Here is a 15,119-nt window from a genome sequence, read left to right on the forward strand (position 1 = left end):
TCATGTTCGGTCAGGCGTCGTGAGTCCGAATTCGCGTAAGTCAGCCCTTCGGTGCCAGGAATCCGACCTTGTCATAGACAGCGGCGAGAGTGCGTGAAGACACCTCACGGGCGCGGTGCGCTCCAGCCGCGATGATGCGATCCAGCTCTGCCTCGTCGGCAAGGTAACCGTCGACCTTCGCCTTGAGTGGGGTGACGAACTCGGTCAGCACATCAGCGGTATCGGTCTTGAGGTCGCCGTACCCCTTGCCCTCGTAACCGGCCACCAGAGTCTCGATCGGTACTCCCGAGAGAGCCGACTGAATGGTGAGCAGGTTGCTGACGCCCGGCTTGGCCTGCGGGTCGAAACGAATCTCGCGCTCGTTGTCGGTGACGGCCGACTTGATCTTCTTTGCCGACACCTTCGGATCGTCGAGCAGATTGATCAGTCCGGCCGCACTGGCGGCGGACTTGCTCATCTTGGCGGTCGGATCCTGCAGGTCGTAGATCTTTGCCGTGCCCTTGATGATCTGCGGCTCGGGAACAACGAACGCCTTGCCGTAGCGGGTGTTGAACCGGCCGGCCAGATCGCGTGCGAGTTCGAGGTGCTGACGCTGATCCTCACCCACCGGAACTCGCTGCGGGCGGTACAGAAGGATGTCCGCGGCCATCAGAACCGGATACGTGAACAAACCGACACTGGCGTTGTCGCTGCCTTGCTTGGCGGACTTGTCCTTGAACTGCGTCATACGGCTGGCTTCACCGAAACCGGTGATGCAGTTCAGGACCCACGCCAACTGTGCGTGCTCGGGAACCTGACTCTGTACGAACAGCGTCGCCTGATCCGGATCGATACCCACCGCAAGGAGCTGAGCCACCGCAACCTTGGTGCGACGACGCAATTCCTTCGGGTCCTGCGTCACCGTGATGGCGTGAAGATCCGGAATGAAGTAGAAAGCGTCGAAATCGTCCTGCAACGGAACCCACTGCTGCAGCGCACCCAGGTAGTTGCCGAGGTGGAAAGAATCCGACGTCGGCTGGATTCCGGAAAGCACGCGAGGCTTTGCGGTGGGCTTCTGTTCTGCAGGGGTCGACATGGTTCCGATCTTTTCACGAGTGGAAATCAGTGCAGTGGCGTGGTGCCCGGGTAGTCGAGTTCGACGAGGTCTTCACCGTGGGCGGTGAGGTCCTCCGCACCGAACTGGTAGACGGTCCGGAAAACGACGGGTTCCCATTCTTCGGTGTAGAAGTCCATCGTTTCGCGGAACCACTCCAACTGATCCTGTTGCTCGGACAGTAGAGAACCCGCACCTCGGATCACAACTACATATCCGGCGCCGAGTCCGAGTACGCCGTCGAGATCGCGCATGACATCGTCGAAAGCGTCTTTGTTGCGCCCGAAGTGGGACGGAAACTGGAAGGCTGCCGCGAACTCGTCGAAGACCTGCGCCGTTGTTCGCATGTTCTCGCCGCGAACCACCCGAACGACAAAATTCTCGCCACGGAGTTCACGTGCAAGATCATCTGCGACGGCCGGGTCGCTCTGCAGGGCCACTGAAGCCACATCCGAAGACGGATCCAGCCACTGCGCCACGCTGACCGTAGACGAGTCGGACATCAGCGAATCCTCACAAACGTGTCGTAGTGATCGAGGGTGTACCACGCCGAACCGTCGTTACCGGTGACGATTCGCTCGGCATCACGACCTTGGCCGTTTTTCTTCGCGTTGACGTCCCATTCCTGATAGACGACACGTCCGCCACCGGCACCGGCACCGACAGCGGGCAGACGCCCTTCGCTGTTGCGGAAGGTGATGCCGCCCTTGGTGCCCGGCGCATTGGCGGAATCCGGCCACCGCCCGGCGTCGATCTCCACGAGCGTGGCGAGAACGCGCGTCGGCGCATCGCTGTTCGTCTGCTGCGTTGTCTTGACGGCGGAGCTGGAGGGCGCGGAACTCGACGGCGCGGAACTCGACGGCGCGGCCTTGGTGGTAGCACCCGGCTTGGCTTGAACAGTCGAGGACTGGGCACTCGAGGACTTCGCAACCGACGACGCCGAACTGTCGGAGTCACGTGAAGAAAGGGTGACCGCCAGTACGAGCGCCACCACCGCCACCACGACGGTGATGATGGCGTTGCGCGTCTTTGCGCTCGGCATTTTCAGTCCTTCAGGCACGAGCGCTCCTACCGGTACGAGACGGTGACAGGCGCGTGATCCGACCAACGGAGGTCGTAGGACTCAGCGCGTTCCACGATGGCAACCTTGGCCCGCTCGGCGTATCCGCGGGTGGCAACCTGGTAGTCGATACGCCAACCCGAATCGTTGTCGAATGCCTTGCCGCGGTACGACCACCACGAGTACGGACCGTCGACACCCGGATGGAGGGTGCGGAAGACATCGACCCACGCGGAATCTTCGGCGAACAGGAGATCCATCCAGGCGCGCTCCTCAGGGAGGAATCCCGAAGACTTCTTGTTGGTCTTCCAGTTCTTGAGGTCGAGTTCGGTGTGCGCGATGTTCCAGTCGCCGCTGACCACCACGTGACGATCGGCAGCCTCGGCCGCCGCAGCGGTGGTAGCGAGGTGAACTGCGAAGGACGCCATGAACCGCTCCTTCTCCTCCTGCTTCGGCGTGAGCGCCTCACCGGAGGGCAGGTACAGGCTCGCGACGGTCAGATCCGCGAAGTCGGCTTCGATGTATCGACCGGCGTCGAGAAACTCGTCGTCCCCGTGACCGATCCGCACCGCGTCAGGTTCCGTGCGTGAGAGCACCGCGACTCCGTTGCGTCCCTTCGCGGACGGCTCGGCGGAGACGAGGAACCATCCGTTGCCGAGCGCTGGTTCGAGAGTCTCGCGAAGCTGATCGTCCGACGCACGCGTTTCCTGAAGGCAGATGAAATCCGCCGACGTCTTCTCCAGCCAATCGAGCATGCCCTTGCGGGCAGCTGCTCGAACGCCGTTGACGTTCACGGACGTGATGGTGTGGGGCGCAAGAATGTGGGAGTCAGCAGTTTGTGGCACGGCAAGCACCGTAGCCGATTCCACCGACGCGGATGGGCGCCCAGGTCAGCGCACGGCCCTACGCTGCAGAATCACCGCAACCGCCAGCACGACGAGACCCGCGACGGCCAGCAACGACCCAACCGCTGCCGGTGCGGTATACCCGTAACCGGCAGCGATGACGACGCCGCCGATCCACGCTCCGAAGGCATTGGCGATGTTCAGCGCGGCGTGATTGAGAGACGCAGCCAAGGTCTGAGCGTCCTCGGCGACATCCATCAACCGTGTTTGAAGGCCAGGAACCATCGAAGACCCGGCAAGCCCGATGAGGAAGACGAAGACAAGCGCCGTGTACGGATTGCGCACGGCGATCACGAAGACCGCGAGGATCACCACGAGGGATCCCATCGACAGGAACAAACCCTTCATCAGTGCGCGATCCGCGAGGTATCCACCGACGAAGTTGCCGGCGACCATGCCCAGTCCGTACAGCATGAGCGCCAGAGGAATGAACGAAGCACCGAGACCGGACACGTCGGTGAGCGTCGTACTGATGTAGGTGTAGACGGCAAACATCCCGCCGAATCCGACCATTCCCACGATCAGGGTCATCCACACCTGAACGCGGCCTAGCGCCCCGAGTTCGGTGATCGGATTCGTCACCGGCATACCGTCCAACCGCGGAATCCAGACGAACAGCGAAGCAACGGTTGCCACCCCGATCACGGCGACCAAGGCGAAGGCGCTGCGCCAGCCGAGTGCCTGGCCGATCCAGGCCGCGACCGGCACCCCGATCACATTGGCCACGGACAGACCCATCATCACCATCGCCACGGCCTTCGCGCGTTTACCTGGTTCGGCCAAATGAGCGGCGACCAGTGCGGCGACTCCGAAGTAGGCGCCGTGCGGCAATCCGGCGACGAATCGAGCCATCATCAGCGTCGTGTACGAGGGCGCAAAGACCGAAGCGGCATTGCCGACGGTGAATGCGACCATGAGTGCGATCAACAGGGTGCGGCGCGGTACTCGTGCGGTGAGAGCAGCGATCAGCGGAGCACCGACGACAACCCCGAGCGCGTACGCCGAGATCACGTGACCCGCGATGGGTTCCGAGACACCGAGCCCGGATGCCATTTCCGGGAGCAATCCCATGGCGACGAACTCGGTTGTGCCGATACCGAAACCGCCGAGGGCAAGAGCGAGCATCGCTGGACCTCTGGCGGAACGAACCCCGGGTGTCGAGGTGTCAGAACGGGAGAGGGTAGACGAAGTCACTGATCAATTGTGGTCTCACACCTGGTTGAACTTCCAAGTGAGAGCGGGTGAGTTCACTCACGTGAGACCGCGAACACAAATGGGACGCCCGGTTTCCCGGACGTCCCATCAGAAGGTGAAACAGTGAATCTACTTCGCGGCCATGGCCTTCTGCAGGTTCACGTCGAGTGCGCCGAGGAACTCCTCGGTGGTCAGGTAGCCCTGATCGCCGCCGACCAGCATCGAGAGGTCCTTGGTCATCTGGCCGCTTTCGACGGTCTTGATGACAACGTCTTCGAGCGCCTGCGCGAAGCCGATGACCTCAGGGGTGCTGTCGAGCTTGCCACGATGCTCGAGTCCGCGGGTCCACGCGAAGATGGACGCGATCGGGTTGGTCGAGGTGGGCTTGCCCTGCTGGTGCTGACGGTAGTGACGCGTCACGGTGCCGTGAGCAGCCTCTGCCTCACAGGTCCTTCCGTCCGGTGTCAGCAGAACCGACGTCATGAGGCCGAGCGAGCCGAAGCCCTGGGCCACGGTGTCGGACTGGACGTCGCCGTCGTAGTTCTTGCATGCCCAGACGTATCCACCCTCCCACTTGAGTGCGGAAGCGACCATGTCGTCGATGAGGCGGTGCTCGTAGGTCAGACCTGCGGCATCGAACTCAGCCTTGAACTCGGTCTCGTAGACGTGCTGGAAGATGTCCTTGAAGGCACCGTCGTACGCCTTGAGAATGGTGTTCTTGGTGGACAGGTACACCGGGTAGTTCTGCTGCAGTCCGTAGGTGAGCGACGCGCGAGCGAAGTCACGGATGGACGTGGTGAAGTTGTACTGCCCCTGGACGACGCCGCCCTCTTCGGGGAAGTTGACCAGTTCGTGCTCGATCGGTGCGCTGCCGTCCTCAGGCGTGTAGGTGATCATCACCTTGCCGGGGCCGGGGACCTTGAAGTCTGTGGCGCGGTACTGGTCGCCGAATGCGTGACGGCCGATGATGATCGGCTTGGTCCAGCCCGGAACGAGTCGCGGAACGTTGGAGATGATGATCGGTGCGCGGAAGATCGTGCCGCCGAGAATGTTGCGGATCGTTCCGTTCGGGGAACGCCACATCTTCTTGAGACCGAATTCCTCGACACGTGCCTCGTCCGGCGTGATCGTGGCGCATTTGACGCCGACGCCGTGCTTCTGGATCGCGTGCGCTGCGTCGATGGTGACCTGGTCGTCGGTCTCGTCGCGGTACTCGATACCGAGGTCGTAGTACTCGAGGTTCACATCGAGATACGGATGGATCAACTTGTCTTTGATGAACTGCCAGATAATGCGCGTCATCTCATCGCCGTCGAGTTCGACGACGGTGCCCTCAACCTTGATTTTGGACATGGGTGCTTCGCGTCCTCCTAGGAAGTTTCCCTGGTTACACGGTTGCGGTCACACTTTGTGAGTGGGTCCGCGAACGGTTCGATTATCAAACCTAGACGGTGTGGACTGATCTCGGGAGATGAGTCCCAAACAAGACAAGCGTACTGCTAACCCGTGAGGCCGCAACCGGCAGGTCCACCCATCGGCCTCTACTCGCGAGTAACTTTTGCCTGCTAGTGGGCTGCGTCGCTCTGTCTCGCGTGCGGTTGCGGCTCACAATTCGCCCCGCGTCAGGACTGCGCTCACTTCCCGGTAGAATCCGACTTGGTCATGAGTGCCAGCGTCAAGCCCCGGCTCGCTGGACGGCAACCCTCCAACCGCGGTGGGGTGCCCCGGGTGATGACCAGGTTTCCCGACGTGGATCTGCTCACGCAGTTCCACCGCAATTCGGGTGACAAGCGCGGGTCCGACAGGGACGGACCCCAGACCGGGCCGAGCCCCACGGAGGTAACTCAGTATGTGTCGCACTTGTAGATAGACCCCAGCACGGGGCGGCGATCCTTCGCCCCCGTCCGACATCTATCCGTCAGACCACTGGAGTGAACAAATCATGACCGACAACACAGCCGACGGCGCAGCAACTTCTGATCCGACCGCGAACTGGTCGTTCGAGACCAAGCAGGTGCACGCCGGGCAGACAGCGGACACCGCCACCAATGCGCGCGCTCTGCCGATCTACCAGACCACCAGCTACGTTTTCGACAGCACCGATCACGCTGCGGCACTGTTCGGCCTCGCCGAGCCTGGCAACATCTACACGCGGATCATGAATCCCACACAGGACGCCGTCGAGCAGCGCATCGCCGCCCTCGAAGGCGGAGTCGCCGCACTCCTCCTCTCCTCGGGTCAGGCTGCCGAAACCATCGCGATCCTCAACATTGCCGAAGCCGGCGACCACATCGTCTCGAGCCCGTACCTGTACGGCGGCACGTACAACCTCTTGCATTACACCCTTCGCAAGCTGGGCATCGAAGTCACCTTCGTCGAGGATCCCGACGATCTCGAGCAGTGGCGCGAAGCCATTCGCCCGAACACGAAGGCGTTCTACGGCGAGACGATCGCTAATCCCAAGAACCACATCCTCGACCTCCCCGGCATCTCGTCGCTGGCCCACGAGAACGGTCTTCCGTTGATCGTGGACAACACAGTCGCGACGCCGTACCTGCTCCGCCCACTCGAACACGGCGCCGACATCGTCGTTCACTCGGCCACCAAATACCTTGGCGGACACGGCACCGCGATCGCCGGCGTGATCGTCGACGGCGGCACCTTCGATTGGACGCAGGGTCGCCACACGAACTTCACGACGCCTGATCCCAGCTACCACGGCGTCACCTTCGCAGACCTCGGCGCGCCGGCGTTTGCACTCAAGGCGCGCGTCCAACTGCTGCGCGATCTCGGCTCCGCCGTGGCGCCGTTCAACGCGTTCCTCATCGCGCAGGGCATCGAAACCTTGAGCCTGCGCATCGAGCGTCACGTGTCCAATGCACAGAAGGTCGCCGAATTCCTCGACGGCCACGGCGAGGTGGCCTCCGTTTCCTACGCGGGACTCCCCTCCTCGCCATGGTTCGAACGCGGAAAGCAGCTGACGCCCAAGGGAACCGGCGCCATCGTCACCTTCGAGCTGCCCGGAGGTATCGATGCGGGCAAGACGTTCGTCAACGCTCTGACGCTGCACAGCCACGTCGCCAACATCGGCGACGTTCGCTCACTCGTCATCCACCCCGCCTCGACGACACACTCGCAGCTCACCCCCGAAGAGCAGCTCGCCTCCGGTGTCACACCCGGACTCGTTCGCCTCGCGGTCGGTATCGAAGGAATCGACGACATCATCGCCGATATCACCGTCGGCCTGGCTGCGGTGGCAAACTCGTGACCGTGAACGAATTGGAGCCCAGGATCGACCTCCTTCCCCCGCCCGACGGCCAGGTGGGGTTCGTCGACATCGGCGCCCTGGAACTCGAGAGCGGCGCGGTACTCCCCTCGGTTTCGCTCGCCGTTCAGCGGTGGGGTGAGCTGTCCCCGAACCGCGACAACGTCGTACTCGTCGAGCACGCACTGACCGGAGACTCACACGTCACCGGACCGATCTCCGCAAATCAGCCCTCCCCCGGTTGGTGGAACGGGATGGTCGGCGCCGGCGAACCGATCGACACCGGCGAATGGTGCGTCATCGCAACCAATGTCCTCGGTGGTTGTCGCGGCACGACCGGTCCCAGTTCGCTGGCCGACGACGGCAAGCCGTGGGGCAGCAGGTTCCCGGAGATCTCCATCCGGGATCAGATCGCGGCGGAGAAGAAGCTCGTCGATCTCCTCGGGATAGACCAGTTGGCCTCGGTAGTCGGCGGATCCATGGGCGGCATGCGCACCCTCGAATGGGCAGTTACCTACCCGGACAGCATTCGCTCCGCGTTGGTTCTCGCAACCGGTTCACGAGCCACTGCAGATCAGATCGGCACCCAGACGACGCAGATCGCTGCCATCGTCTCCGATCCGGATTGGCAGGGCGGTGACTACCACGGAACGGGGCGGGTACCTCGCGCCGGACTCGGCATCGCCCGTCGCATCGCGCACCTGACGTACCGCACCGAGTCCGAACTCGATGCGCGCTTCGAGAACTCCGCCCAGAACGACGAAAATCCTTGGAACGGTGGACGATACGCCGTCCAGAGTTATCTGGAACATCAGGCAGACAAGCTGGTCGACCGCTTCGACCCGAGCACGTACGTCCTCCTGACCGAAGCCATGAACCGGCACGACATCGGTCGTGGACGCGGCGGCGTTGCAGCGGCGTTGGCATCGATCACGGCGCCGGTCGTCGTGGGCGGCGTGGACTCGGATCGGCTGTATCCCCTTCGTTTGCAGGAGGAGATCGCGGACGGCATTTCGACGTGCACGGGCCTCGAGATTCTCAAGTCCAGAGACGGCCATGACGGCTTCCTGACGGAGGCGGACGCTGTCGCCGGACTGCTTCGCCGAACGATGGAGTTCGCACGCACGGCCCGCTGATCCGGCACAGAGGCACAATTTCAGGATCCGTCAATGTCGGGAAAACCACAGCTGATCTGCAGGTTTTCCCGACATTTTCATTGGCGTCCCTGAGCCGGCGCGGCTAGCATCGGCGAACGTGAATCAGCCATGCTCGACGCGCCTGCAGGCTACGTACATTCCCGAGCACATGTCCTTCGCGTTCTGGGGTGATACAGATCCGGCAGCGCGCCTGTCGGTGCTGGGGATGCCGACGGGATCGCCGGGCATCTGCCGGCTGGCGATCCCGGTCGACGAGTCGATCACAGCGACCGACGTCGAAGCGCAACTGCTCGACCTCGCCACCGCGATCGACGCCTTGCACACCCTCGATGCACGTCGCGACGACCTCGGACCGTCGTTGCTCGCATGGAAGCGCGTCATCGACACCGGCGCACATGACATTCCGACTGCAGCGCATGCCGCGATCGAGCGCGACGACACGAGAATCAGAAGCGCCCGGTCGACGGTGCAATTGTTCACGGAAGCGCGCGCGGCCATCGAGAGTCTTCGCCGAGCAAAGATTCAGGCGACATTGCGCCCGTATCAAGTGCACGGAGTTGCCTGGCTGACTGCACTGTCGGGTTCGGGCGGTGGAATCCTCGCCGACGAGATGGGTTTGGGCAAGACACTGCAAGCGATTTCGATGATCGCGATCCGCGCCGACGACGGTCCGCACCTGGTTGTGTGTCCCACCTCGGTGATAGGAAACTGGCGCCGCGAGATCGAGCGATTCGCTCCGCATCTGCCACTACACGTTCATCACGGGACTGCTCGCACACTTCCCACTCGTGTTCCTGCCGGCACCACGGTTCTGACCAGCTACAGCGTCTTGCGTTCCGACGCAGCACAATTGGCCCCGATCCATTGGAGTTCAGTGGTCTTCGACGAGGCACAACAGATCAAGAACCCCTCTTCGCTGGCAGCGAAAGCAGCAATGCAGTTGTCGGCCGACGTCAAGGTAGCGATGACCGGCACGCCGGTGGAGAACCGTCTCGAAGAATTGTGGTCGCTCTTTCGCGTCGCCAATCCCGAAGTCCTCGGAACTCGCGCACGGTTTCGTCAACGCTTTGCCGTACCGATCGAATCCGGTCGATCGGCCACCGCGGCGACCAGGCTTGCCGCGGTCATCGATCCGTTCATTCTGCGCAGAACCAAAGACACAGTGGCCAAGGATCTTCCGCCCAAGCAATTTTCCACCGTCTCGTGCACTCTGACGTCGGAACAGGCGCGCATCTATCGGTCTGCAGTTGCAGATGCTTTCGACACCGGTTTGGGTACGGGAATTGCCCGGCGCGGCAATATCCTTGCACTGCTGACCACCCTCAAGCAGGTATGCAATCATCCGGCGCAGGTCACCGGCGATACGGATGACCTCTACGGAAGATCCGGAAAGCTCGACCGCGCAACGGAAATGATCGCCGAGATCGTCGACGACGGCGATCGCGCGCTGATATTCACGCAGTACCGGACGATGGGCGAGATGCTCTCGCGGCACCTGGGCTCCGAGTTGGGAATCGGCGCAATCCCGTTCCTTCACGGCGGCCTGAACACCGACAAGCGCGACGCGATGGTCGACGCATTCCAGAACGACACGGATTCACCACCGGTTCTGATTCTGAGCTTGCGCGCCGCCGGCTTCGGCCTCAACCTCACGCGCGCAAGTCACGTCGTGCACTACGACCGGTGGTGGAACCCAGCCGTCGAGGATCAAGCAACCGACCGGGCACACCGCATCGGCCAGAAGCGCACCGTCAACGTCCACACCTTGGTGACGGGCGGTACCGTCGAGGATCACATCGCAGCGATGCACGAGTCCAAACGAGCTGTGGCCGATGCTGTTTCCGGGAACGTCGAGGCCGCCCTGGCCGATCTCCCTGACACCGAACTGCGTGAACTCCTCGAACTCGACGGCGCGGTGATCATCTGATGGCCAACGAATTCGGTGTCACCGCTTGGGGTCGAGCATGGCTGCGCACGGTGGAGCGGACTGCGGCATCCGGTCCGAACCCGTCCCTGCCGACGGCTCGTACCCTCGCACGCAACGGTTCCGTGGAGTTCACCGTGGTCTCATCGGGGACCGTCGTCGCGGAGGTGAGCACCAAAGCAAAAACCTCGTCGGTGACAATTTCTGTCCCGCTCTGGACCAAATCCGAAATCCCGCAGTGAAGAGCCTTCTCCGTTCGGCGGGAAAGGCCAACAGATCCGTCTCCACCGGCGAACTGCCGGACAGCATCGTCACCGAACTGCAGGCTCGAAATATCGCAGTAGCCGTTGATCTTTCGGAGTGCACTGCCAGCTGCGACTGCTCAGGTCGACGCTCGCCGTGCGTTCACCATCTCGCCGCGATCTACGCCCTGGCCGGGCGAATCGACGAGGAACCTGCACTTGCGGTGACGCTGCGAAGTGCACCGGTCAAGGCTGGAAAGAAGTCGACATCCACAGATTCACCGGAGTGGATCCCCTTGAGTGATATCGACATTCGCTCGTTCTACGGGGACTGATCTTCTCAGTCGGTGCCGAGCGGATCGATGGTCAGGGCGAGCGTCGCGATCAACACACCCATCACACCCATCGCCGCAGTGTCGAAGACCCTTCCGCGCACCGCGAGCAACCCCACACGATTCTCGGGAACGAACCACCGAGCGGCAGCTCCGATGATGACGGCAACACCGAAGACGAGGGCGCCGCGACGCCACCGGTCGGCCAGCACGAGAACCACGGCCGCCGCGATCACGGCGAGGACCGCGAGCATGGGCAGATTCTTCTTCGCGAGGCCGACCAGTGAGGACATCGGACTCAGACTCCGGCCAGAACCCGCTCGGCGCGCTCGACCACGTTGGTGATCAGGAACGCGCGGGTCAGCGGTCCGACACCACCGGGATTGGGTGAGACGAAGCCGGCGACCTCGTTCACGTCGGCTGCCACGTCGCCGCGCAGGCCGTCGTCGGTGCGACTGACGCCGACGTCGAGGACCGCTGCTCCGGGCTTGACCATGTCTGCGGTGATGAGGCCGGGAACGCCGGCGGCAGCGACGATGATGTCGGCGCGGCGAACCTCGGCCGCGAGATCGCGGGTACCGGTGTGGCAGAGCGTGACCGTCGCGTTCTCGCTACGACGCGTCAGCAGCAATCCGATGGGACGACCGACCGTGACGCCGCGTCCGACAACCACCACGTGTGCACCGGCAATCGGGACCTCGTAGCGACGCAGAAGGTGGAGGATTCCACGTGGGGTGCACGGCAGCGGGGCTTCCTTGCCCAACACCAGTCGACCGAGGTTGACCGGATGCAAGCCGTCGGCATCCTTGTCGGGGTCGATACGCTCGAGGGCCGCGTTCTCGTCGAGGTGCTTGGGAAGCGGCAACTGCACGATGTAGCCGGTGCACTCGGGATTGGCATTGAGCTCGTCGATCGTCGCGTTGAGCTGTTCCTGCGTGATGTCGGCAGGCAGGTCGCGTCGCAAAGAATTGATACCGACCTTGGCGCAGTCGTTGTGCTTGCCGCGCACGTAAGCCGCGGATCCCGGGTCGTCGCCCACCAGGATGGTGCCCAAGCCGGGTGTGATGCCCTCTGCCTTCAGAGCGCTCACCCGCACCTTCAGGTCTTCGAAGATTTCGTCGCGGGTAGCTTTGCCGTCGAGGATCGTTGCAGTCACGGCGACCATTGTTCCAGGTTAGTGTCGATGAGTGACAACGGCTCCGGAACTACGCGGCCCGAGGGTGCTCCTCTCCCCCGTCGCGCCCGATCATCACGCCCGTCTGCGGGCAATTCACCTGCACCCGGACGTCGTGCAGTGGTGGCAAAATCCCGACGACGACTGGCCTGCAGCGCCGGAGGCCGGCACCACGCGCTACAGCATCTTCTACGGCGACCGCCTGATCGGCTTCATCCAGTGGTACGAGGCGGAGGACAACCCCGACTTCCGCCACGCCGGGCTCGACTTGTTCCTCGATCCCGACTTTCACAGCCAAGGGTTCGGTCGCGAATCGATTCGGGTGCTGTGTGCCCACCTGATCGACGACCTCGCATTCCACCGTCTGGTCATCGACCCGGAAGTCGACAACTCCGTCGCCATCGCTTGCTACCGATCGGTGGGGTTCAAAGACGTCGGGGTGATGCGCGAGTACTCGCGAGATCGCCATGGTGTGTGGAAGGACGGACTGCTGATGGATCTGCTCGCACGGGAATTCATCCGCTGATCACAAGGTACGACCCGAAGGGACAGTCATCATGTTGCTGGACAAGGAATTCACGGCCACCTTGCAGAAGAGTGACGCCAAGGGTGGGTGGACCTACGTGATCTGGCCGGAGTCCGCCGAGTTCTTCGGCACCCGCGGCCTGGTCAAGGTACGCGGGACGATCGACGGACATCCGTTCCAGAGTTCGTTCATGGCGCTGGGAGACGGCAACCACAAGCTGCCGGTCAAAGCCGATCTTCGCAAGGCCATCGGCAAGGAGACCGGCGAGATGGTGACAGTGCGCCTCGAGGAGCGCGTGGAGAGCTAGGCGCCTCTACTTCATGTCTACGACAAGACCGTGCGCCGACGCATAAGCCACCGCCTGCATCAACTCGATCTGCGCGTTTCCGACGGATGCGGACGTCCACAGGCTCGGATCGATCCGCGCGCCGCGCAGATCTGCACCTTCGAGTTTGAGTCCACCCGTACGAGCACCGGACAGATCCGCCGACGCCAGCACCGCGCCCCGCATGTCGGCCCGAACCAGGTTCGCTTCACGGAATCGGCATGAGGTGAAGTCGATCTTCCTCAGGTCCGCCCCACCGAGTGAGGTCAACGAGAAGTCGACTTCGTCGAGCGTCAACGGCCGGATACGGCAACCGTCGAACGTCGACCCGAGCAGACTGCAGTTTCGGAACGTACTGTGCCACAGGCTGGTCCGAGCAAAATTGCAGGAGCGAAACGCCGTTCCCGTGTGCACGGACTCCCCCAGATCGGTGCCGGTGAAATCACAATCCGTGAACACCACCGACTCCGTCGTGAGTCCGGTGAGGTCGGCATCTCGGAAATTGCAATTGGTGAAAGTGCGCTGACGCCACTTCTGCCCGGCCAGCCGCGCGTCTGAATAGTCTTCGCCGACGACGTCGTCGGATTCTTCGGGGAGCATGCCGTCCATACTGCCCCGCCGCACCGACACCGCTTCGATCGCCTAGGTCTCGCAGGCCACGCCGTCACCGTCACGATCAAGCTTGGACGAATAGCCGGGATCGCCGCGGTAGATCGGGGCAGCACCAGCCGCTCGCACCGCTGAGCAGTTGGCGTAATACACCCCTGCATCAGGCACCTTTGCCGGCGGCGGAACGTACGCGGGTTCCGTTGTCTTCGGCGGGGTGTACGCCGGGGCGGGCGGAACGTACGGCGTAGTCGTGGTTACCGGAACCTGCGGAACCAGCGGCACGATTGCCACGGTTGTCGTCGTTGGTGGCGGCACGATCGTTGTCGTCGTCGGCAAGAGGGACGAAGTCGTGGTCTTCGTCGTCGACGGGACCGTGCTTTTGGTTGTCGTCGCCGCTGTCGTAGAAGAGGTCACAGCAGGCGTCGTTGATTCTTCCGACTTGCCTGCGCCCGTCGCCGCGGCGATGGCAACCAGCCCCACGACTGCTGCGCCGGCGATCCACGGCCACTTACGCCGCGTCTTGCCTTCCTCGGCGTTTGCGTCCGGCACCGGCGATCCGGGAGCACCGAAGACCTGGGTGGGAGTGCCGAAGGCTTGAGTGGGTGCGTCGACGCCCTTGGGCCGTGTCTGTGCAGTCCACTGCTGACCGTCCCAGTAACGGTCGATCGTGGGGTCGAAGGGGTCGGGGTTCCAACCGGCGGGAGGGTTCATCAAAATGTCCGTTCTGCGAAGAGTGCCGGAAATAGATTCGCACGGACTGGCCGGTTTGTTACCAATTCGCCCACACTTCCCGACCGGTCTTCTCACGGACGCGGGCACCGATACGACGCCCGGTACAGTTCCTCGAGTGTTCCGAGTGATGTTCCACGAGCCCCGCATCCCACCCAACACCGGAAACGCGATCCGCATGGTCGCGGGCACCGGTTGCGAACTCCACCTGGTCGGGCCTCTCGGGTTCGACTTGTCGGAGCCGAAACTCAAGCGCGCAGGCTTGGATTACCACGATCTGGCGACTGTCACGGTCCACGAGAACCTTGCTGCGGCGTGGGAAGCCGTCACGCCCGCGCGCGTGTTCGCCTTCACCGCGCACGCGACCACGTCCTATGCCGATATCGCCTACCAACCCGGCGACGTCCTGCTGTTCGGGCCCGAGCCCACCGGACTGTCCGAAGAGGTATTGGCGGACGAACACATCACCGAGCGCCTGCGTATCCCGATGCTTCCCGGACGCCGGTCCCTCAACCTGTCCAACGCTGCCGCCCTCGTGACGTACGAGGCGTGGCGTCAGCACGGGTTCAAGGGCGCCGTCTGAT

General features: G+C 62.9%; 18 protein-coding genes and 1 riboswitch. Of the genes, 8 read left to right on the plus strand and 10 right to left on the minus strand.

Going from position 1 to position 15,119, the window contains the following annotated elements:
- Nucleotides 1-40: 40 nt before the first annotated feature.
- The 6 genes from trpS to EEB12_RS05525 all read right to left on the minus strand — a co-directional run bounded on the left by trpS (nucleotide 41) and on the right by EEB12_RS05525 (nucleotide 5,605).
- Nucleotides 41-1,075 (minus strand): tryptophan--tRNA ligase, encoded by a 1,035-nt coding sequence (trpS, locus tag EEB12_RS05500; RefSeq protein WP_141487493.1) that lies wholly within the window; start codon nucleotides 1,073-1,075, stop codon nucleotides 41-43.
- 26 nt (nucleotides 1,076-1,101) lie between these two features.
- Nucleotides 1,102-1,596 (minus strand): barstar family protein, encoded by a 495-nt coding sequence (locus tag EEB12_RS05505; RefSeq protein ID WP_092763762.1) that lies wholly within the window; start codon nucleotides 1,594-1,596, stop codon nucleotides 1,102-1,104.
- Nucleotides 1,596-2,135 carry a ribonuclease domain-containing protein gene (locus tag EEB12_RS05510; protein ID WP_141487870.1) on the minus strand — a complete coding sequence of 180 codons (540 nt, stop codon included), beginning with the start codon at nucleotides 2,133-2,135 and terminating at the stop codon, nucleotides 1,596-1,598. The genes EEB12_RS05505 and EEB12_RS05510 overlap by 1 nt, the downstream gene beginning before the upstream one ends.
- Nucleotides 2,136-2,161: 26 nt before the next feature.
- Nucleotides 2,162-3,007 (minus strand): exodeoxyribonuclease III, encoded by an 846-nt coding sequence (locus tag EEB12_RS05515; protein ID WP_141487869.1) that lies wholly within the window; start codon nucleotides 3,005-3,007, stop codon nucleotides 2,162-2,164.
- Nucleotides 3,008-3,043: 36 nt separating this feature from the next.
- Nucleotides 3,044-4,252, minus strand: coding sequence for an MFS transporter (locus EEB12_RS05520; RefSeq protein ID WP_021332495.1), 1,209 nt, complete (start codon nucleotides 4,250-4,252; stop codon nucleotides 3,044-3,046).
- A 129-nt stretch (nucleotides 4,253-4,381) separates the two neighbouring features.
- Nucleotides 4,382-5,605, minus strand: a complete 1,224-nt coding sequence (locus tag EEB12_RS05525) for an NADP-dependent isocitrate dehydrogenase (protein ID WP_019747659.1) — start codon at nucleotides 5,603-5,605, stop codon at nucleotides 4,382-4,384.
- A 305-nt stretch (nucleotides 5,606-5,910) separates the two neighbouring features.
- Nucleotides 5,911-6,051: riboswitch (SAM riboswitch) on the plus strand.
- Between the two features lie 143 nt (nucleotides 6,052-6,194).
- Here EEB12_RS05525 and EEB12_RS05530 point away from each other — a divergent pair.
- The 5 genes from EEB12_RS05530 to EEB12_RS30750 all read left to right on the plus strand — a co-directional run bounded on the left by EEB12_RS05530 (nucleotide 6,195) and on the right by EEB12_RS30750 (nucleotide 11,175).
- Entirely contained in the window at nucleotides 6,195-7,520 is a 1,326-nt protein-coding gene (locus tag EEB12_RS05530) for a bifunctional o-acetylhomoserine/o-acetylserine sulfhydrylase (RefSeq protein ID WP_080909702.1), read from the plus strand.
- Nucleotides 7,517-8,653, plus strand: a complete 1,137-nt coding sequence (locus EEB12_RS05535) for a homoserine O-acetyltransferase (protein WP_020969125.1) — start codon at nucleotides 7,517-7,519, stop codon at nucleotides 8,651-8,653. The genes EEB12_RS05530 and EEB12_RS05535 overlap by 4 nt, the downstream gene beginning before the upstream one ends.
- 169 nt (nucleotides 8,654-8,822) lie before the next feature.
- Nucleotides 8,823-10,601 carry a DEAD/DEAH box helicase gene (locus tag EEB12_RS05540; RefSeq protein ID WP_141487871.1) on the plus strand — a complete coding sequence of 593 codons (1,779 nt, stop codon included), beginning with the start codon at nucleotides 8,823-8,825 and terminating at the stop codon, nucleotides 10,599-10,601.
- Nucleotides 10,601-10,840 carry a hypothetical protein gene (locus tag EEB12_RS30745; RefSeq protein ID WP_258537537.1) on the plus strand — a complete coding sequence of 80 codons (240 nt, stop codon included), beginning with the start codon at nucleotides 10,601-10,603 and terminating at the stop codon, nucleotides 10,838-10,840. Before EEB12_RS05540 ends, EEB12_RS30745 begins: the two co-directional genes overlap by 1 nt.
- Nucleotides 10,837-11,175, plus strand: a complete 339-nt coding sequence (locus tag EEB12_RS30750; RefSeq protein ID WP_258537536.1) for an SWIM zinc finger family protein — start codon at nucleotides 10,837-10,839, stop codon at nucleotides 11,173-11,175. Before EEB12_RS30745 ends, EEB12_RS30750 begins: the two co-directional genes overlap by 4 nt.
- 5 nt (nucleotides 11,176-11,180) lie before the next feature.
- Here the strand turns inward: EEB12_RS30750 and EEB12_RS05550 are convergent, their stop codons facing one another.
- Together EEB12_RS05550 and EEB12_RS05555 are read right to left on the minus strand one after the other, a co-directional pair.
- Nucleotides 11,181-11,465 (minus strand): DUF3017 domain-containing protein, encoded by a 285-nt coding sequence (locus EEB12_RS05550; protein ID WP_003940740.1) that lies wholly within the window; start codon nucleotides 11,463-11,465, stop codon nucleotides 11,181-11,183.
- 5 nt (nucleotides 11,466-11,470) lie between these two features.
- The gene (locus EEB12_RS05555; RefSeq protein ID WP_007727401.1) at nucleotides 11,471-12,328 is read right to left on the minus strand and encodes a bifunctional methylenetetrahydrofolate dehydrogenase/methenyltetrahydrofolate cyclohydrolase; all 858 of its coding nucleotides are present in this window, start codon (nucleotides 12,326-12,328) and stop codon (nucleotides 11,471-11,473) included.
- A gap of 64 nt (nucleotides 12,329-12,392) precedes the next feature.
- Here EEB12_RS05555 and EEB12_RS05560 point away from each other — a divergent pair, with 64 nt between their 5' ends.
- Nucleotides 12,393-12,872 (plus strand): GNAT family N-acetyltransferase, encoded by a 480-nt coding sequence (locus EEB12_RS05560; RefSeq protein WP_081328952.1) that lies wholly within the window; start codon nucleotides 12,393-12,395, stop codon nucleotides 12,870-12,872.
- 31 nt (nucleotides 12,873-12,903) lie between these two features.
- Nucleotides 12,904-13,179, plus strand: coding sequence for a DUF1905 domain-containing protein (locus EEB12_RS05565; protein ID WP_020969121.1), 276 nt, complete (start codon nucleotides 12,904-12,906; stop codon nucleotides 13,177-13,179).
- Nucleotides 13,180-13,185: 6 nt separating this feature from the next.
- On the opposite strand, the gene EEB12_RS05570 is transcribed toward EEB12_RS05565, so the two are convergent.
- Together EEB12_RS05570 and EEB12_RS05575 are read right to left on the minus strand one after the other, a co-directional pair.
- Nucleotides 13,186-13,806, minus strand: coding sequence for a pentapeptide repeat-containing protein (locus tag EEB12_RS05570; protein ID WP_003940770.1), 621 nt, complete (start codon nucleotides 13,804-13,806; stop codon nucleotides 13,186-13,188).
- 33 nt (nucleotides 13,807-13,839) lie between these two features.
- Complete coding sequence (locus tag EEB12_RS05575) at nucleotides 13,840-14,517, minus strand: excalibur calcium-binding domain-containing protein (protein ID WP_060938829.1); 678 nt, start codon at nucleotides 14,515-14,517, stop codon at nucleotides 13,840-13,842.
- Nucleotides 14,518-14,653: 136 nt separating this feature from the next.
- Between EEB12_RS05575 and EEB12_RS05580 the strand changes: the two genes are divergently transcribed.
- A complete protein-coding gene (locus EEB12_RS05580; protein ID WP_019747649.1) occupies nucleotides 14,654-15,118 on the plus strand; it encodes a tRNA (cytidine(34)-2'-O)-methyltransferase in 465 nt (154 codons plus the stop codon).
- The last annotated feature ends 1 nt before the right edge of the window (nucleotide 15,119 follow it).

The sequence above is a fragment of the Rhodococcus sp. WS1 genome (assembly GCF_003797745.1).
Taxonomy (GTDB): domain Bacteria; phylum Actinomycetota; class Actinomycetes; order Mycobacteriales; family Mycobacteriaceae; genus Rhodococcus_F; species Rhodococcus_F erythropolis.